Source organism: Pseudoneobacillus rhizosphaerae, from assembly GCF_917563885.1.
Classification (GTDB): domain Bacteria; phylum Bacillota; class Bacilli; order Bacillales; family Cytobacillaceae; genus Pseudoneobacillus; species Pseudoneobacillus rhizosphaerae.
Window position 1 is genome coordinate 59,426 of record NZ_CAKJTG010000019.1, and the last position, 18,746, is coordinate 78,171.

Here is an 18,746-nt window from a genome sequence, read left to right on the forward strand (position 1 = left end):
ATTAGTATGATTACAAGCATATTATAACAAAAATCGGATAGAATAAAACGATTTTGTTGACAGTAAATAAGCATGTAAATATAATAATTACATGTAATCGATTTGATTACAAGTTGTATTATAAGAAACATTTACCGAGGGAGTGCTATAAAATGAAGATTGGAATTATTGGAGCAAATGGTAAAGTGGGAAAACTCATTGTAAAAGAAGCTTTAGAAAGAGGGCATGAAGTTACGGCTATTGTGAGAGATGCATCTAAAGTACAAAACAACCAGATTACCGTATTGGAAAAAAATATTTTTGATTTAATGACTCAAGATATTGAAAAATTAGATGTGGTCGTTAATGCTTTTGGGGCGCCACTTGGTGAAGAGCAAGCCCATGTGGATGCTGGTCATACATTGATTGAGGCTCTTAAAGGGACAGATACAAGAGCCTTAATTGTCGGTGGTGCGGGGAGTTTGTATGTAGATGAGGATAAAACGGTTCAAGTCATTGATACACCGGATTTTCCAGATATGTTTAAGCCAACAGCAAAAGGACAAGCGCGAAATCTTCAGGAATTACGAGAAACTACTAATATCACCTGGACATTTATTAGCCCTTCAGCAATGTTTGACCCTGAAGGAAAAAGAACGGGTGTCTATCAAGTAGGAAATGAAAATTTATTGGTGAACTCCAAAGGTGAAAGCTATATTAGTTATGCTGACTTTGCTATTGCTGTGTTGGATGAGATTGAAAATCCAAAACATATAAATGAGAGATTTACCGTTGTTGGTGAATCAAATTAATGTAAAGATATATTGAGATGTAATATAGGCATACGAATGTGTGTACAGTCGTGTGCTTTTTATTTTTGTTTAATCAAATCTAAAAGGAATTCTATGTAATTGTTTTAAAGAAGGAAAAGAGATTCTTGCAGAAGGTGTTAACATTGGGGAATATTTTCGCGAACTTCTAATGGAATGGAAAGAGATATAGAGAGGGTTAAGAAATGTTGATTAAAAAGAAAATTTTGTGGCTATCCATTGTAATATTGGCAGTGATCGTTTTAGTGCTTGTAACACTTAAGCCTTGGGAACAGGATAAAAAACAATTAAATTATACTGGTGAAATGGATCCAAGGCTAGGTTACGTGGAATTATCAGTATCTGATTTAGATCATTCATTAGGGTTTTATCAAGAGATAATTGGCTTCAAATTGTTAGAAAGAAACGAAAGGACTGCTACTTTAACAACAGATGGAACAACGCCAATTTTATCATTAATAGATGAGGAGGCGTTTGTAGAACGTCCATTTGGAACAACTGGTTTGTTTCATTTTGCTATTTTAGTGCCAAATAGGGAAGAGCTTGCTTTAGTTTTAAATCATCTGATAGAATCGGAACACCCACTTCAAGGAGTTTCTGATCACCAATATAGTGAAGCCATTTACCTTGCAGATCCTGATCATAATGGAATAGAAATTTATGTCGATAGGGATCCTGCCCTTTGGTTAGAAGATGGGGAAGGCGGATATGTTGGAGGAACTTACTCTTTAGATACTAATGACTTACTGTCTGAAATTAAAGCAGACGAATGGGAAGGATTATCTCGTGAAACAAGATTAGGTCATATGCATTTACAAGTGTCTAATATAGAGGAATCCGAGAAATTCTATGTCGATGCATTAGGATTTGATGTGGTATCTAAGGATGCTCAAATGTTATTTGTTTCTAAAGATGACTATCATCATCATATTGGGATGAACACTTGGGCAGGGAAAGGATTACCGGAGCCACCAGAAAATGCCTTAGGTTTACAGTTTTATACGATTCATTTTACGGAAGATGAATTTAACAAAGCAAAATCAGAATTAATGCGTTTAGGATTTCTATATACAGAAGAAAATGATGTCATATCAACTGAAGATCCTGCTGGAAATCATATAAAAATTTTATTAACTAAATAATTTAAAGATATATTTTCCTTTAAGCAAGAAAAACCTCTCTTCATTCTTTTAATCAAAGAATTTTATGAGAGGTTTTTTTATATGTTGTTTTTCGAAAAATATTTCTGAGTATCTTCGCGTACTTGTTTAGTTAAGGCATAAAAGAAGCAGGTTCATAGTTTAATTTTTTATATATCCTTAAATTACCATTTTATATATGATAGAATAATATAAAATCGAAGTAATCAAAATTTTTGAAAAGTTTCTTTTGCTTAGGGGGATAAAGATTGTATAAAAATTGAAATTCCCCCTAATAAGAATGAATTTATAGAATTAGTTGTCGATTTATTGGTTATATTGGACTTTTTTTGCATGTGACCGAATTATGGGTAGAAATCATCAATAAGAATTTGGGTTTATATGGTAGAGTGTAGTTGAAACTGGGGGAGATAAAATTGACTAATAAGAGAAAATGGGTGTTTCGTATTTCAATAGTTCTTAACATATTACTTTTCACAATTGTGGTTTGGGGAATAGTAAAGATGAACTTTGTTAAAGAACAAGTTCTTATTACAGAAGTACAAAGCAATCTGGTCGAATTGGAAGGTTTAATTGCAAGCCAGATGGAAGATAATTGGTCAGAACCCAATTTGGTAACAACTGAATTAGGAGATGTGTTGAATGGAATTTGGCTTGGTAAGACTACAGGAAAGCAATTAGGAACGCTTACTTATAGTGACCAGAGAATTCTTGAACAGTTGTATTCCAAATTATATCAATATCCTAATGATAAATTATATAGTTTTGTTGATTTAACCGAAGAGGATAAAAAGAATTTTGAAGAGCTGCGGAAAACACTTCGTGAAGTGGGATTAGGATTAAATATTAGTATAATTGCAAGTATGGATTCCTTTATGAAACAAGCAGAAGAATTAAATGAAAAGATTAGATCCCCATTAAATTTACATTAAGCTTTATTCCCATTACATCGTAATAAATCTTAATGAGATCATCAGAGGTGGAGGGGTATTATGTCCGAGGAAGAAAGAGAAAGATTGAAGGCAAAGGAACTTCAGAAAAATCCTGTCGGTGCCCTGAACAACGCTTGGACTAAAGCTTATACTGGGTCTCCAAGTAGTGGCTGCTTAGTTAATATTATTTCTGTTGTAATCGTAGTCGGACTTCTCTTGTTAGTAAGGGGATGCTCGAGCTAATCTTAAATAAGTAACTGCGTCATTAGTCACTAAACAATGACCGTCAATCGACGTTTTTTTGTGCAACTAAACGATGCGGGTTAGTTGTACAAAAAACTATTGAAAAGTGTAATAAACCTATAGATAGGAAAGAGGTAATAGACAAGATGATATCTTTAAGAAATGTGCAATCTACAGATTTAGAACAGATGTTAGTTATTGAGAATGAAGGGTTTTCAAAAGAAGAAGCTGCCACGAAAGAAGCATTTGTGAAGAGGATTCAGTTAATACCTGATACATTTATTGTGGTAGAAAAGGAAGGGGAGATCCTTGGTTATATTAATGGTCCTATCATTAATCAACCTTACATAACCGATGATCTTTTTGAGAAAATCAAAGTGAATCCGAAAAGAGGAGGACATCAAAGTGTTTTAGGATTAGCTGTGTCCAAACAGGCTAGAAATCAAGGAATTGCAAAAATTTTGATTAATAGAATGGAAGAGCTTGTAGAAGAAAATGATAGAGAAGGAATCACGTTAACGTGTAAACAAGATTTAGTTTCCTTTTATGAAAAATTTGGATTTGTTAACCATGGCATGTCCGAATCGCAACATGGTGGAATACGGTGGTATAACATGGTTAAATTAAGAGATTGATTGCTTACCTTTAATCAGATAATGTTGATACCTACATATAGACTTAAGTAAGGAAATAAACAAAATTTTAACGCTAGAGTCATTACTTGCAAATCTCATTCTAAAGTTGTATATAGAATTCAATCCTTCTATCGAATTCAGAACTTTTTGGTATTGATATAGTGATATTATCAATGGAATCCAATGAGTAATACACTCTGAGAAAATAGAAAGGGATGGGGAGAAAAAATGATAAAGGGATTATTTGAAGCTCATTTACCTGTAAGTGATTTAGAAGTATCCATAAGCTTTTATAAAAATCTAGGGTTAGACATGGCCTATAGAGATGAGGAAACAGCTTTCTTTTGGATTGAAAAAGGAATGAGTTGGTTAGGTCTTTGGGAAGGAAAAGAAGTTCAAACACCATACCACCCGTCGTTAAGACATATAGCCTTTCGTGTTGAATATGAATTTATGAAACAATCTTTAAATTGGTTAAAAGAGAGAAATATAGAAGCAGTACCTTTTGGGACAAGGGAAAAAATTGACCCTTTTGTTAGACCATATCAAGGAAATGCATCAGTTTATTTCAATGACCCTAATGGAAATAGTTTAGAATTTATGTGTTCAGTTCCTGTTCCTAACCATTTAAGGAATCACGCTTCTTGTACTCTGGATGAGTGGGAAGTATTATTAGAAGATAAGGTACAGTAATAGAAACTATATCACAATTAATAGGGCATCAAGAACTTCGCGGGAACATCTATACAGTTGTTCCCGATTTATAAAATTTAAATGATCAATTACACGAGACACTAAAACTCAGCCTCAAGACGCTTCATGAACTCTTCTGCTGCACTGTAACCTTGCTGCTTTAAGAGCCAATTATTTGCCGCGGCTTCAATTAATCCCGCAACATCACGACCTGGTTGAAGCTGGATCTCAATATGAGGAATTTGGACGCCCATATATTCTGTAAATTTTGATTCATGCTCTAATTCATTATTAAGTGTATCTTTCTGCCAGGTAGTCAATTCGATATCAATTGCAATCCTCGTTTCGTCCTGAAAAGCTTTTCTTCCATATAAGCGAACCACATTTAATAATCCAATACTTCGTAAGGAAAGAAACTCCTTCGTTTTCACGTCATGAGTACCGAGAATTGTTCGTGGACTAAGCTTTTTCAGCACCACAATATCATCAGCAACTAGTCTGTGGCCTCTGCCTATTAAAGTGTGCGCAGTCTCACTTTTACCAACGCCTGATTTACCACGAATTAAGATACCCATTCCATATACATTTAAACATACTCCGTGTATAGCCGTTTCAGGAGCAAGTGTTTTCACCATATAATTATCAAGTTTTAGGATAAATTCTGAAGTGGATTGTAATTCATTCGTGCATAACAGAGGGATTTCCTCTTCTATACAGTATTGAGTCAAATACGTTAATCCTTCTTGTCCGGCCGTGACAATAAAACAAGGGGGACGGTATTTAACGATATTGCCTATTCGCAATTTACGTTCTTTGATACTTAATTTATGCAAGTAGGTAATTTCTTTTCTTCCTAGAATTTGAACTCGTTCCGTTGGAAAGAAGTCAAAGTGACCAACAAATTCTAATCCAGGACGGTGAGATCTAGGTTGGGTAATTAATTTATGGAGTTGATTTTCCCCTGTCAACACATTCAAGGAAAATATTTGAACTAAATTTTCAACTGTTAAAGATTTCACATCTATCAAACTCTCCTTCAAAAAGGCTCCCATTTTTAATGAAAAAAGAAGCTTATCTATATACATAAATATACGAATTCATATTTGCATTATATTTATCACATGAGATATAGCTATTAAAATAACCATAATCCTTTGCAAATCGGTCGGCAAGTATTCGATGAAATCGGATTGGAAACCTTAATCATTTATAGAATACCTGTCTGTAAAAATTTCACAAGACTCAGCCTATTCTAAAACTCTATTATATATAAACAATGAAAAACGTGGAACAACCAAAGGCATTTTACAATAAAAAAAATGAATGGAGGAGTACCACTTAATTGAAGGATGGAAGTGAATTTAAATAGCAACTGATACATTCAGTTGCTATTTTTTATGCTCATAATAGGCGTATCGGCATGAAAAGAATTTCTCCCTCTCAACGAGAAACAGATCCATTTTAACGAGTTTTTTTTATTTTCATACCCCTGTTAGAACTGTCTGTGATCGTTCACTTCATCATAACTATTCGTTTCTTTATTCCAAAAAAAGTAACCATCTTTTAATTCAACACTTGTTGAAAAGGAAGGACAAATGATTAAATCATCTTCTTCATGGTGATTTTCCATAGCATCCTTAACAACCATTTCCTTTAATTCAGCTTTGCTAATTAATCGGCAAACATGTTGTAATGAAATATTTTTCTCATTAGTAAGCTTGTATGCTCTCATAACAGATTCTTTGAATGGGGTGTTAAATTGTAACATAAATCTAACATCGTCTAGAAAAGAAACACCGAATACATTTTTTAGCTTTAGGGAGCCAATTTTCATTTCTCTTTCTGAAATCCAATCTTTAGTAGCATTTAAAGGGTTATGGATAAAATAAATTTTTTCAAACATACAACAACGCGCTCCATTTCTAATGATCGACGAATCAATTCATTTTCCTTATTGGCAGTAGACGTATATTCAGAATACAACCAATTCACCCGAACTATTTCTTACTTTATCATTATACGAAAATTCATCAAAATTGTCAACAAAGTTGACGAAAATTGGAAATTCAAATATGAAAACCCGCTGGATTTGGGAATTATATGTCGGTAGCTGATAATTACCTGGAAACAGTCGTTAATTCTGCGATAACGGTTGATTAATAATTACAATCAGAAAGGTAAACAATAACACATCATTCATACTTTAAGGAGGGAACAAACAAAATGAAATGGAAGGGAAGGCGGCAAAGTGCAAACGTCGAAGACCGTAGGGGAAGGGGTATTGGTGGTAAAACAATGGTGGGTGGCGGTCTAGGTGGATTAATCCTTGTTCTCCTTTTTTCACTGTTAGGAGGTAATCCAGGTGATATTAGTAACACTCCTCCTCCGCCAAATATGTCCTATCCAAATGACAATATGGAAGCAACCAATCAGCAAAAGGAACTTGCGGACTTTGTATCTGTTGTTTTAGCTGATACAGAGGATATATGGTCACAGGAATTTGAGAAAAGAGGACTGACGTACGAAGAGCCAAAGCTTGTCTTGTTTAGTGATAGCGTGCAGTCAGCTTGTGGAGCAGCAAGTTCCACAGTAGGACCGTTTTATTGTCCTGGTGATCATAAGCTTTACATTGACTTACGTTTTTATGAAGAACTGAAACAAAGATTCGAAGCTCCAGGTGATTTTGCGATGGCCTATGTTATTGCCCATGAAGTCGGTCATCATGTACAAACCCTTTTGAATACAGGTGGTCAAGTTTCACCAGAGCAAAAACGTAGCAATGAATACTCTATCAGATTTGAATTACAAGCGGATTACCTTGCAGGTGTTTGGGCTCACTATGCCCAAGGGAAAGGGTATCTTGAAAAAGGAGACTTAGAAGAGGCACTTAATGCAGCGCATGCCGTCGGCGATGATAATATCCAGAAAAAAGCACAAGGGTATGTAGTACCAGAAAGTTTTACACATGGAACTTCCGAACAGAGGGAAAGATGGTTTAATAAAGGATTTACTAACGGGACAATTGAGGGTGGCGATACCTTTAAGGTAAGGGATCTTTAATAAGAAAAATTATACCCCCATTACTATGGGGGCATTTTTTAACTTATCTAAAATAAGTTTGTAACAGCCCTTTACGTGAAATATTCTAATTTTGCGTCTGGAAAAAACTTCTCCATATAAGTATAAAGATGTTTTTTAATATCCTCTTCTTCTTCTTTTTGATAGATATATTTTCCTATTCCATATTTTCCCCATTTATATCTTCTTTTTTCTTCATCTAGTTCTAATTTGGTCATGGGGTAGTTTTTCTCAATTACTCTTTTTGCAGGCTTTGTAAAACGATGCTGAATAAACTCAAAGGTAAGATCCTTCTTTGCTTCAGGCGGCAATTCAGCATCCAAACGCTCAAACATATGATAGTATCCATCCTCCCAGCCTTCATGAAGATAGATAGGTGCTACTATGAATCCAAGTGGATACCCAGCTCTTGCAACTTTTCCAGCGGCTTCAATTCTTTTTTCTAAAGGGGAAGTCCCAGGTTCGAAGTTTTTAATTATATAATCTGCATTCACACTGAAACGGAACCTAGTTTTTCCGTTATGTTTAGCATCGAGTAAGTGGTCTACATGGTGAAACTTTGTAACAAATCTTAATTTGCCGTATTCCGACTGTCCAAAATGCTCAATGGCTCTTTTTAGAGTATGAGTTAAATGATCAATCCCTACAATATCGGATGTACAAGACGCTTCAAACCTGGTTAGCTCTGGTGCCCGTTCCTCCATGTATTTGTCGGCAGCCCCAAGAATTTCATCTACATTGACATAGGTACGGATATACGGCTTACTTCCCATTGTTGTTTGTAAGTAGCAATAATGACAATGACCCATGCAGCCAGTTGCAAAAGGAATTGCATACTCAGCTGAAGGCTTGGATGTATCAAATTTAAGAGTTTTTCTTATTCCTACTACTAATGTGGACTTGGCTACCCGATATCTTTGAAAATCGTTATCTCCGGGGAGATTTCTCACTTGATTGTGAGAAGTGGTATGTCGAATTTCAATATCCATCTTTTTGAATTTTTCATGTAGTTCTTTTCCTAACGGATAATCTAATGCATCAGGTTCGAAATAGACAAGTTTGGGTGTAAATGGTTTATTCATTCCAATATCCCTACTGAATCATTTCCATAATAATAATTATAGGCTTGGTTTGCCTCTTCTTCTGTTGAATAAACAGCCATTTCGTTTGATAGGGGATAATAATTTTCATAAAGAAATATAGCCAATTCATCCGTTTTCTCAGGGTTGTTTACAACTGCTGCTGCTTGTATGTTTGCTACATCTTGGGTATGGGGATTTCGATAAAAAACATAGACAATATCTCCAGCTTGATAATTTTGGTAGTCCATTTCATCACCTTCGTTTCGTTAGTTACTATTTAGATTATTCCTTTCGTTTATTAATTTATGAATTCTTGATTCTGGAAGATTTTTTTGAAATAAAATTTTTCTAGTTTGCTCATAATAATATTGGTTTGAAAGATATGAAGGAGCTGATGTATTTTGGAAATGCAAGCTGGAAACTCTACTGAATCTGCACTCATTAAATATAAAGAAGGGCTTGGAATGTTTACCCAAAAAATGCCCGAATTTGCAAGACAGTTCAATGCGTTTACTGAAGAGTGCTTTAAAGAAGGGGCATTAACTCAAAAACAAAAACAGTTAATCGCATTAGGAATTAGTATCCATGCTCAAGATGAGTATTGTATCATCTATCACACAAAGGCATGCCTTGATCAAGGATGCTCAGAGCAGGAGATTCTTGAAGCTGTAGGTGTGACTGCCGCATTTGGTGGTGGAGCATCCATGAGTCAGGGAGTTACTCTAGTTCAGGAATGCATTTCTGAAATGAATCAATTGAAACAGTAATAGAGTTAAAAATTTTTGTTGATTTATATAACCACAATTATGTTTTAGGTGAAATCGAAAGGTTTCATCTATTTTTTTGCTTTACTTCAAAGGAAGTAACCATTCCGTTTCTTGGGTTGTAGAATTTTTCATACATATAAAACAATCCAATTTGGCTCTTCTTTTCATTTATTTTAAATAGAAAGAAGAGCTATCAATAATTTCAACATCTTTCCTTGTTTTCACATCATCCATTAATTTAAAAAGCGCCTCATCCTTCATCTTAGCCTCAATCATACAGTCAAGCTGTGGAATACTCCCTTTAATAACTGAAAGGAAGTTAAAAAACATATCGATATCTACATAATCTGAATGATGGCGAAATGTTTTATCACTCTTTGGGCTTGATATATGCATTTTTATTGGTAGTGGAGAATGCCGCCATGTATCAACAACTCTATTCCAGTGGATTTCCCAGTTTTCATTTTGATGATGGGCAAGGTGATGATGATAATCGAATACTAGAGGAATATCTAGTTTTTCACATAAATATAATGTATCCTCTAAGGTAAACGAAGTATCGTCATTTTCAAGCATAATCATTTGTTGAATAGGTCTTGGTATTTCCATCCAATTTTCAACAAATCGTTCAAGTGAATTTTCAGTTTCCTTATAATTCCCACCCACATGCATGACACACCGATGAGCCGGGTTAATCCCCATAGCCTTTAGTAATAAATAATGCAGCTTTAGGGTATTTATTGAGTTTTTCAAAATGTGTTTCTGCATGGAATTAATAAGGACAAAATGATCTGGATGAAAATCAACTCTAATCTTATGTTTTTTGGTGTAATCGCCAATCTCACGCAGTTGTCCTTTTAGTGGCTTCATATAATTCCATTCGAGAAGCTCTTCATGGTTCGCCAAAGGAATAAGGCGGGAGGTTAATCGATAAAAATGAATTTCAGAAGCAGCATTATGTTTTAATATCCTTAATGTATTTTGTAGATTTAGCAGCGCGATTCGCTCCAATTTTCGAATGGCAGCCTCTCGGTCTTCGATTTTCTGAAACTGGGCAAAAGTCATCGTTTTTGAAGGAGACGCGTTTTGTAGTTTCATACTCATAGCCACATAACCAAGACGTATAATCGTCATTTATTCCACCTCTTTGTATTAAGGGTTCAAATATATACCAATTCATTATTATTACGAAGATCATTTTTAGTGTTAAGTTAGTCCACTTTTGCTAGAGAATTAATGGGGTAGGGATCTTCAGATTTACACGCTTACTTTTGCGAAAAACCAGACACAAAATTTTCGTGCTATAAAAAACGAAAGACAGACTGTAATCCAAGTAATATACCATTCCCAATGGATGTAGTTGATAAGTAAGGTGTATTTTTCGATAATGACTTCCACAATTGTTAACACAGTTGTATAACCCACATAATACCCCCATTGAAAAAGAGGACTTCGACCATTTGGATACCAGACATTAAAGGCGGCACAAATAACTGGAAAAGCATAAAACTCATACGTAAAGCTTGTTCGATTGATGGAGGCAAATAGCCTAATAGGATATTCAAGTAGCCCCAGCTCAACGGCCACTAAACCCCAAAAAAAGGTAATAATCTGTTTGAATAAAAAAGCTACAACAGCAAGTCGTCTTTTCTTTTTCGGGATAAAAAAAAGAATTCCTGTTGCCACTACATATACGGAAAATAAAATCCACCATTCCATATTCATTTGGTTTCCAACCGTTCTACTTGAAATAAGGATCTGTCCTTATAGAACCAATTACAACAGAATTGACTAACGAAAAAGAGAAATCCTATATAAATCCACATCCCATACCAGGGCGAAATTTTATATTTTAATAAATCTGTATATCTCTCAATCACATTATCAAATATTGAAACACCAGAAATCCAAACGCAAAAGTATGTAATTTTGGACGATAAACTGCGATTTACTTTCTTATTGATGTAAAAGATGGAAAATAAAACGGGATAAAAAAAATAATCGATGGTAAGAGGAAGGTCTGTCGCTTTTGGGAACTCCCGTACAGGTGCACTCATTAAATTATATTGAAAAGCAAACATATCGCAGAGCCATACAAATGTTTGAAACATTAATAATGATAAGAAACCCTTACGCCGTTCTTTGCGTGGAATAAATAAAATCAAGCCAACAAAGCCGAACAGCCACATTGCAACTAGGATCAATCGCTCTATCAGCATGTTTTTAGAATCTCCCTTCAGAAAAGCTACGATAATTAGTAAAGTATTTTTCACTTTTAAACTTATATTTATATCGTCTGATTGTTGTTGGTATTTTATACAAAATGTCTTCAAAACTCAGGCGAAAAGAACCAATTTAGGCTAGTGTCGAAACTTTTTTAACTTTAATCCGTATATTCATATAGAAATAACTTTTTGAAAGGAGATTCACATGAAATATTTTTCCGTGATTGTCACAATTATTTTGCTTATTAGCTTGATAATGAACTTCAACTTATCTTCAAAAGTTGGGCAGGTTGAAAACCATTTAATAAATCTTTCTAATAATCAGCAACAAATTTTGAGTAGTGTTAATAGCCAAGTGGACAATATTCGATTTGTCATGAATGATATTCAAAAACAACAAAGTTGGATCAGTGAAATTACGATGGATGTAAGCTCGAAGGATTTGCCAAATGACGAAATGGTAGCCCAGTTTAATTGGCAAATAAAGGATCGATCTAGTAAATCTAAAGTCATGTTTCACTATGCCGTAGGTGAGAAGGATACTTTTACTTCCATCGAAGCAGATGACTTACAAAACGGACTGTATCATGTTGAGGTTCCACTAAACGTAAACCTAGAACCACAGTGGGAAATTTTTTTGAGAGAACAGGATAGTGAGTCAGACAACTTCGAAATGGATAGAAAAAGAAAAGAAGAATTAAATCAACAATCGATGAGGTACTTTGTGTCAATCACTGAAAACGATAATGTTAAAAGTAGCGACATTAGCACTTGGTATGTAGGGGAAGTTGGCAATGAGAAGTATGGAGTAATCAGTGTGAATTTGGATTTTATTCAGAATCACTCTTCTATTATGGTAACCACGTATAAAACTGGCATTATTGAAAAATTGCAGTTGCTTCGTTATAAAAATGAAAGCTTAGTAGACGAACAAGATTTTATGCCTGAATTTGATCATTACATCATGAATAATGTCGACTTAGATAGTGCGACTCGTTTGATCCTTCGAGTAGCCTATAAGAATGGGGAAACTTTTGAAAAGGTAATTTATGAATAAAGAGTTTTTTAGACTGTTGTTTATGATAAAAAGATTAATAGTATATAAAGAAATATTTATTCTGGAGAATTCAGGGATTAGAAAAAAAGGAAGCGAGACAAAATGGTCATTCAATCAAATATGTCACCAAAAGCAATTGTTGAGGTTTGGGGAGTAACGGAGACAATTTTTAAAAAATATAATATTCCGCTTTCAAATCAGAACTTAGAAACATTGCTTGAAAACCAAGAACTATTCCAATTGATTCAAGAATTAAATACAACTGTTGGAAGTTCAACAGTTACCTGTATAGAAGGTGGTTGACAACTTCCAACAATGAAGGAGTAGGTTACTCCTAAGGGGGAAAATTACAAACTTGAGACATGCCTCGTTTCAATGAAGGGGAAACAAAATGAAAAAATTAACATATTGGGTATTGTCAGCGGTTATTGTATTACTAGTTGGTGTGGCGCTTTGGTGGGGGACAGCGAAGCTAGAGGACCGAAAAGACCCACTAAACAAATCAGATGCATTTGTGTACATTGATAAGGACATTCTCTATTGGTTTAATCTAACTAGTCGAAACGGGAAAGTCGATGGTACACTTCATCAACAGCAAGTCATAGAAGAAATCGGAAAAGTACCGTTTTTAGAAGAGAAAAAATCCCCCATTACCGGAAAAGTAACTGAAAATGGTTATGAATATATCATAAATAATGGAGGCGACATCCTGAAGTTTGACGCTTGGTTTTCTGGGGAAAATCTTTTAGTGCAAAAAGAAGGAGAAAAAGACAGTAAAATTTTCGTAGCTATGGACGATAAAGAACTTGGTGAAAATGTAAAAGCATTTCAACAAGTGCTGCAAATGGCCATCTATCATTCGGAAGAGAAAGAAAATAACCGTTTAAGGAAATTTTTCGCCGATCTTAAAAGTGTATACGGCTATCTTTACTCTATGGAGAATGAATCGTTCCAGCTTTTTATAAAAATCGATGAAGCTCTTCTCCAAGGTGAATTGTCAGGAAGTCTATTAATGATGGCTGACACGGGGGATTTAAACAACCCATACAAAGAAACTAGATATGTTTTAAACGGAATAACAGACGGACTTATGTTAAAATTATTCACCAACGTGGAAGGAAAAGAAACTAGGTTGATAGGGAATTTTCATAACAGTGCCACTAGTTTCGATCTTTCTTTTTGGAAGAACAATCAGAAACTGACTTTTCATGCTGTAACGGAAGAAGAATTTATTCAGAGTTACGAAGGATTTAAAACGAAATCACAGAAATAAAAATATGAAAGACCAAAATCAATGGTGGACTTTATTCATCACCACTATCATCAATGTCTTCGTTCCCATCATCGCTTATATCTGTATTATCACTATCATTGAAAAAATCATTTAGTTTTTCAATAAATGATTTGTCAACTTCATCCTGTCCCTTATCTATTAAATTCGAATAACTTTTTATAAAAAATGGTATGGTGAATGTTTGAATAGCTTGTTTTTTATTTTTTATTCCTATTATAAGGAAAAATGTAATGATCGATATGATTAAAAAGATGATTATTAAAATTTCAAACAAATAAAGCACCCCCTTGTCCTTAATGTAAAGATATGGGATAAATTTATTTATATTCCTAAAAGGATGGCAAGTTGTCAATGAAGGTTATTCAACAAATTACCAAAAATATGATATTATTTACTAAACTATTGAATATTAGAATGGAATATTTATTATCATGAATATCGTTCTTATCATTTGCAGAATTAAGAAATTTGAAAGGTAACGAAGATGACTATCATTAAAGATTTTTTGCTACAGATTACGTTTATTGTCATACCCATTTTTATTTACTATACATTTACATATGAGAGGGTCAAGTGTGAGAGAAATAGAGTAGTTATAATGTCCGTGTTGTGGGGAATATCAATCATACTATGCATGTCCTTTCCTGTAGTATTTGGCCAAAATGCTCGTTTGGAGCTAAGAGTTATTCCTTTATTGTTTGGGACACTTTACGGCGGATTTTGGCCAGGTCTTTTCCTATCAGCACTTATCATACTTTATCGACTTTCTTTTGGAGTGGATATAGGATTCTATAATACACTTCTTGTCTTAATTTTTTCACTTCCTGTTATCATGTTTTTCCAAAAATCGTTTGCACGTTTGAAAAAAGATAAAAGAGTTAAACTTGCTGTGGGACTTGCCTTTTATTACTGTCTTATCGGCCTCACCTTTTTAGGAATTCTAAGAGGTTTTTCCATAGATCATCTGATTGTACCGGTTATTCATCTTATCTTCGTAGTGATAGTTATTTGGTGCTTTATCATGTTAATCGAAGCAATAAGGGAGATTCACCAGCTGCGATTAGAGATGCAGAATTCGGAGAAATTGCGCGTGATAAGTGAGTTAACTAGTGTATTCGCTCATGAAATTAGAAATCCAATGCAAGTTGTTCGCGGTTTTCTTCAACTCCTAAATGAGCCAGGCTTATCTGATAAAAAGAAGGAATATATCCAGTTATCTATTGAAGAATTAGATCGTTCGAATCAAATCATTAATGACTTATTGTCGTTTGGTAAACCAACCATTAATAACAACGAAAGAATTGAGGTAGGTTATCAGTTACAACGTGTAGTAAATATCATTCAAAGCTACACACAAAACGCAAATGTTATGTTGAAAACTGATATTTTCGATAATTGTTGGATTTATGCCAATATCCAAAAATTGAACCAGTGTTTGATTAATATTTTGAAAAATGCGATTGAGTCAATGCCAAATGGTGGAGTAGTTTGGCTAACATGTAATCGAACTGATGATGGATACATCAAGATAAACATTAAGGACGAAGGAATTGGCATGACAAAGGAGCAAATTGATCGGCTTGGATCACCGTATTATTCCTTAAAGGAAAGTGGGACAGGGCTAGGAATGATGGTAAGCTATCAAATTATCCATTCCTTCAATGGTAAAATTCAAGTGTACAGTGAGAAGGATAAGGGGACCGAATTTATTATTCTTTTACCACAGATAATGTGAAATTAGGAATGCCAATGTAATTCTACTTGTAGATTTTTGAATTTACAGCGACTAAATTAAAAACGAGGTGAATATTCTTGGATTGGTGGTTCTACCTTACAATTATTATTGGACTTAGTCTCCTTTATTATGGTCATGAAAACAAAAAGAAATATGAATTAAAAAGAAAAACCATAGAATTGGAACATGAATTAGCAATCAAAAAAATGGAATTAGAACAAAAAAGAATGGATTTAGAAATGAAAAAAATGGAAAATGGTATATCGAAGAAAAATCCCGATAACGATTTTGAAAAAACAATTTGATATCTACAATGTTTCAAAAGGAAGCTAAAGACCTATTTTAAGATAGGTGTTTAGCTTCTTTTATTATTTTTAGTAAGCACCCCGCATTTTCAATAGTCACGAACCTCCCTATGTTTTATAGTAGAATGGTAGGAGAATTAGAAAGGTGGATTTCTAGTGAAAGAGAAGATGAAAAATTGGATGAATGATTATCTAAAAGGCATTCAACTACCTACTAGACGAAAAAAAATCAAACTTCAATTTATAGAGGATTACATCATAAAAGAGAAAATCAAAGATCCAATCCGTTATCAGACAGAAAATGGCTACCATCATTTTGTCAAAATTATTGTTGAACTATTAGATGAAGGTATGGTTACCCCCGTTAAAAAAAGTCCACTTAACGGACGTAGACCTAGTCTTCATTCAGAATGGTGGCTATTGCCAGCTCAAATCAATTCACAGTGGACGGATATGCAAATTTTAACGGTTTCCGATGTTCTCAATTTAACAAAATATCGTCAGCATCCAGAATGGCAAACGGTGCAAGAGTGGCAATGGATTCAAACCATTTATTGCTTTTTAAAACAAAAGGATTCTTACAACTGGGTAACCCGCGAAGAGCGCGCGTTTCAGTTATTTGGTGAGGAGAAATTTTTCTCAAATGAAGGCTCACTATTATTACAACGATTGCAGCTATCTTTGGAGGATTTAAAGGCTAAGGTATATGGAGAGCCGTTTGTCTTCTGGCCAGCCTTAACTACTGACATTAATACTGCCAACACGGTTTTGATTGTTGAAAATTTATCCTTTTTCCATACTTGCAGACAACTGATGAATTGGGAAAGAAGTATAGTGGGAATACAGCCAGATATTCTCATTTATGGTGAAGGAAAGAAAATTGAAAAAAGCTTTAATTTCCTTGAGTCAATTACCGCAGGTAAAGAGTTATTAATCTATTATGTGGGTGATTTGGATCCCGAGGGATGGGGCATTTATGTTAGACTAGCAGATAGCTATCCAACTGCTAATATACAGCTAGCAATACCTATCTATGAAGCTTTACTAGATAAACGATTAAGCAATCAAACTGAAACAAATCAAAACGAAAATTCGATGTACCTTGAGCGAGTAAAAATGGAGCTACAACAAAAAGGACGATCAGATCTTGCAAAAAAGATTCAACAATTATGGGAAGAAAAGCGTAGAGTTCCGCAAGAGGCATTGTCTCTTGATACGTTAGAAAATTAAAGGAGCAAACAAATGAATGCACGTTGGCAAGGTTTTGGGGAACGGATGAAACGGTTAAACCCGATTTGGAATCTCGCTTCAGGAATGCAGCTTGCGGGATTAAAGGACTACGCACAAATGCTAGCACTGAGTGTGCTATTAGAAGTCTTTTACCGTGAAATCGAAAACAATCCAGATCGAAAAAAGCAAGATTTATTTGGCATTGTAAAATCTTGTGCTAATACATTAAAAATAGAGGATGAAACAGAGCAAAGTGAAGAGTTAATTCAACGCTTTGTGGATGGTTTACTTTGGAGTGGACAAGCCGAATTGCATCAGCCTTTTTCTGCCAAATGGTTCGATGAAAAAGACCAGGAGATGAAAGACCATCGTTTCCGATACTTAGTCGAAGACCGCGAAACTTCGCAATGGGAAAAAGGAGGAAAAACAGTATACCGCTGCTCAGATGAAGCGAAGGAATTAATATTTATGAGCCGCGAAATTCTTCAGGAGCTTGAAATTACGATTGATCAGCTGTATATCGAGCATTTAGTTAAAAACGGTCACTTTCAACAGGCTCTTTCTGGATTAGATGATTTGATGGCACGGGTGAAGCGGATGATTGCTCGAGAGCTTGAGTATCGTGAAAGTATGAAACGAAATCCGAAGATTATTTTTCAGCAAGAGCATGAGCTGCGAAGTGGGCGGGAACAAGAGGTTAAGCAGCAATTCCAAGAAGAAAAAACACGTTTTCAGCAAATGAGAATGTTGCTTCAGCGAATTTCCACCTCCAATCAGCATTATGAAATCTCGGAAAAGTTAGATCAAACACGGCGCATACATGATCAATTTGCGGGCCATGTTATTGAAAATATGCGTTTGGAAATCGAGCTACGGTACGAATTCCCCAATCTCTTTTGGAGGCAGCAACAGATTTCTTTTCAAAAAAGCTATTTTCAGGATTGGCTTTTAACAAATGGGGTGCCAGAACCAGACGACATGGCGATTCTGTTAGAACCATTATTCTCCGCACAACCGCACTTTATCTATCCACTCGATTGGAGTTGGATGGAACAGGATACGGAAGTTTTAAAAAATGAAATATCAGACAAGCTAGTCGAAGAAAAGGAAGAAATAGTTTATCAGAAACGAGAAGTTAATTGGGAAAAAATCGTTCGTCTATGGGAGCCTTTATTTGTAGAATTGACTGAAAAAGGTGAATGTCAGCTCGTCAAGCTACGAGACATTCCCAATGTTTTACAAGAAAAATGGTTGGAACAAAAGGAAGCAATTGACTTATGGCTTTTGTTCCACAGTGAGTCCATAACGCTGTCTTCGATTGATGTCGACAAAGAAGTTTCAGATGAACGACTACAGCTTATCCATCATTTGGTAAGAAAACAGACTAGGTTTATGAAGTTAGAAGGAAAGACAATTACATCGTTTATTGATGCCGAACAATCGATGATACATTGGAAAGGTGTGAGCATTTCACCTTTTGTGCTACGTTTAACTTAATTTA

General features: G+C 34.8%; 23 protein-coding genes. 15 read left to right on the forward strand and 8 right to left on the reverse strand.

The features are described from left to right. Positions 1-152: 152 nt before the first annotated feature. From LRP83_RS15900 to LRP83_RS15925, 6 genes are all read left to right on the forward strand, one after another. Positions 153-791 (forward strand): NAD(P)-dependent oxidoreductase, encoded by a 639-nt coding sequence (locus tag LRP83_RS15900; RefSeq protein WP_230497673.1) that lies wholly within the window; start codon positions 153-155, stop codon positions 789-791. A gap of 203 nt (positions 792-994) precedes the next feature. After that, positions 995-1,951 (forward strand): VOC family protein, encoded by a 957-nt coding sequence (locus LRP83_RS15905; protein WP_230497674.1) that lies wholly within the window; start codon positions 995-997, stop codon positions 1,949-1,951. Between the two features lie 434 nt (positions 1,952-2,385). Then, complete coding sequence (locus LRP83_RS15910; RefSeq protein ID WP_230497675.1) at positions 2,386-2,901, forward strand: hypothetical protein; 516 nt, start codon at positions 2,386-2,388, stop codon at positions 2,899-2,901. A 60-nt stretch (positions 2,902-2,961) separates the two neighbouring features. Further along, the gene (locus LRP83_RS15915; RefSeq protein ID WP_230497676.1) at positions 2,962-3,144 is read left to right on the forward strand and encodes a hypothetical protein; all 183 of its coding nucleotides are present in this window, start codon (positions 2,962-2,964) and stop codon (positions 3,142-3,144) included. A 146-nt stretch (positions 3,145-3,290) separates the two neighbouring features. After that, the gene (locus LRP83_RS15920) at positions 3,291-3,779 is read left to right on the forward strand and encodes a GNAT family N-acetyltransferase (protein WP_230497677.1); all 489 of its coding nucleotides are present in this window, start codon (positions 3,291-3,293) and stop codon (positions 3,777-3,779) included. A gap of 228 nt (positions 3,780-4,007) precedes the next feature. Continuing rightward, positions 4,008-4,472, forward strand: coding sequence for a VOC family protein (locus LRP83_RS15925; RefSeq protein ID WP_230497678.1), 465 nt, complete (start codon positions 4,008-4,010; stop codon positions 4,470-4,472). A 101-nt stretch (positions 4,473-4,573) separates the two neighbouring features. Here the strand turns inward: LRP83_RS15925 and hprK are convergent, their stop codons facing one another. After that, on the reverse strand, positions 4,574-5,491 hold the full coding sequence (hprK, locus tag LRP83_RS15930; RefSeq protein ID WP_230497679.1) for an HPr(Ser) kinase/phosphatase: 918 nt from the start codon (positions 5,489-5,491) through the stop codon (positions 4,574-4,576). Between the two features lie 473 nt (positions 5,492-5,964). Next, complete coding sequence (locus tag LRP83_RS15935) at positions 5,965-6,375, reverse strand: hypothetical protein (protein WP_230497680.1); 411 nt, start codon at positions 6,373-6,375, stop codon at positions 5,965-5,967. Positions 6,376-6,695: 320 nt separating this feature from the next. Here LRP83_RS15935 and ypfJ point away from each other — a divergent pair, with 320 nt between their 5' ends. Then, positions 6,696-7,532 carry a KPN_02809 family neutral zinc metallopeptidase gene (gene ypfJ, locus LRP83_RS15940; protein WP_230497681.1) on the forward strand — a complete coding sequence of 279 codons (837 nt, stop codon included), beginning with the start codon at positions 6,696-6,698 and terminating at the stop codon, positions 7,530-7,532. A 71-nt stretch (positions 7,533-7,603) separates the two neighbouring features. Here the strand turns inward: ypfJ and splB are convergent, their stop codons facing one another. Continuing rightward, positions 7,604-8,632 carry a spore photoproduct lyase gene (splB, locus tag LRP83_RS15945; RefSeq protein ID WP_230497682.1) on the reverse strand — a complete coding sequence of 343 codons (1,029 nt, stop codon included), beginning with the start codon at positions 8,630-8,632 and terminating at the stop codon, positions 7,604-7,606. Beyond that, entirely contained in the window at positions 8,629-8,880 is a 252-nt protein-coding gene (locus LRP83_RS15950; protein ID WP_230497683.1) for a transcriptional regulator SplA domain-containing protein, read from the reverse strand. Before LRP83_RS15950 ends, splB begins: the two co-directional genes overlap by 4 nt. A 159-nt stretch (positions 8,881-9,039) precedes the next feature. On the opposite strand from LRP83_RS15950, the gene LRP83_RS15955 reads away from it, so the two are divergent. Continuing rightward, positions 9,040-9,399 (forward strand): carboxymuconolactone decarboxylase family protein, encoded by a 360-nt coding sequence (locus tag LRP83_RS15955; protein ID WP_230497702.1) that lies wholly within the window; start codon positions 9,040-9,042, stop codon positions 9,397-9,399. A gap of 168 nt (positions 9,400-9,567) precedes the next feature. On the opposite strand, the gene uvsE is transcribed toward LRP83_RS15955, so the two are convergent. The 3 genes from uvsE to LRP83_RS15970 all read right to left on the reverse strand — a co-directional run bounded on the left by uvsE (position 9,568) and on the right by LRP83_RS15970 (position 11,672). After that, on the reverse strand, positions 9,568-10,533 hold the full coding sequence (gene uvsE / locus LRP83_RS15960) for a UV DNA damage repair endonuclease UvsE (protein WP_230497684.1): 966 nt from the start codon (positions 10,531-10,533) through the stop codon (positions 9,568-9,570). Between the two features lie 123 nt (positions 10,534-10,656). Continuing rightward, a complete protein-coding gene (locus LRP83_RS15965) occupies positions 10,657-11,124 on the reverse strand; it encodes a CBO0543 family protein (RefSeq protein WP_230497685.1) in 468 nt (155 codons plus the stop codon). After that, the gene (locus LRP83_RS15970) at positions 11,121-11,672 is read right to left on the reverse strand and encodes a CBO0543 family protein (RefSeq protein WP_230497686.1); all 552 of its coding nucleotides are present in this window, start codon (positions 11,670-11,672) and stop codon (positions 11,121-11,123) included. Before LRP83_RS15970 ends, LRP83_RS15965 begins: the two co-directional genes overlap by 4 nt. 157 nt (positions 11,673-11,829) lie before the next feature. Between LRP83_RS15970 and LRP83_RS15975 the strand changes: the two genes are divergently transcribed. The 3 genes from LRP83_RS15975 (at position 11,830) to LRP83_RS15985 (ending at position 13,954) form a co-directional block, all read left to right on the forward strand. Next, on the forward strand, positions 11,830-12,681 hold the full coding sequence (locus LRP83_RS15975) for a hypothetical protein (RefSeq protein ID WP_230497687.1): 852 nt from the start codon (positions 11,830-11,832) through the stop codon (positions 12,679-12,681). A 102-nt stretch (positions 12,682-12,783) separates the two neighbouring features. Then, entirely contained in the window at positions 12,784-12,984 is a 201-nt protein-coding gene (locus LRP83_RS15980; RefSeq protein WP_230497688.1) for a hypothetical protein, read from the forward strand. Positions 12,985-13,072: 88 nt separating this feature from the next. Beyond that, complete coding sequence (locus LRP83_RS15985) at positions 13,073-13,954, forward strand: hypothetical protein (RefSeq protein ID WP_230497689.1); 882 nt, start codon at positions 13,073-13,075, stop codon at positions 13,952-13,954. A gap of 31 nt (positions 13,955-13,985) precedes the next feature. Here LRP83_RS15985 and LRP83_RS15990 read toward each other — a convergent pair whose 3' ends face one another. Further along, entirely contained in the window at positions 13,986-14,249 is a 264-nt protein-coding gene (locus tag LRP83_RS15990) for a hypothetical protein (protein ID WP_230497690.1), read from the reverse strand. Positions 14,250-14,459: 210 nt separating this feature from the next. Here LRP83_RS15990 and LRP83_RS15995 point away from each other — a divergent pair, with 210 nt between their 5' ends. The 4 genes from LRP83_RS15995 (at position 14,460) to LRP83_RS16010 (ending at position 18,742) form a co-directional block, all read left to right on the forward strand. Next, positions 14,460-15,710 carry an ATP-binding protein gene (locus LRP83_RS15995; protein ID WP_354002350.1) on the forward strand — a complete coding sequence of 417 codons (1,251 nt, stop codon included), beginning with the start codon at positions 14,460-14,462 and terminating at the stop codon, positions 15,708-15,710. A 77-nt stretch (positions 15,711-15,787) separates the two neighbouring features. Then, entirely contained in the window at positions 15,788-16,015 is a 228-nt protein-coding gene (locus LRP83_RS16000) for a hypothetical protein (RefSeq protein WP_230497692.1), read from the forward strand. A 156-nt stretch (positions 16,016-16,171) separates the two neighbouring features. Continuing rightward, positions 16,172-17,245, forward strand: coding sequence for a Wadjet anti-phage system protein JetD domain-containing protein (locus tag LRP83_RS16005; protein WP_230497693.1), 1,074 nt, complete (start codon positions 16,172-16,174; stop codon positions 17,243-17,245). A 12-nt stretch (positions 17,246-17,257) separates the two neighbouring features. Beyond that, positions 17,258-18,742 (forward strand): hypothetical protein, encoded by a 1,485-nt coding sequence (locus LRP83_RS16010; RefSeq protein WP_230497694.1) that lies wholly within the window; start codon positions 17,258-17,260, stop codon positions 18,740-18,742. Positions 18,743-18,746 lie beyond the last annotated feature (4 nt).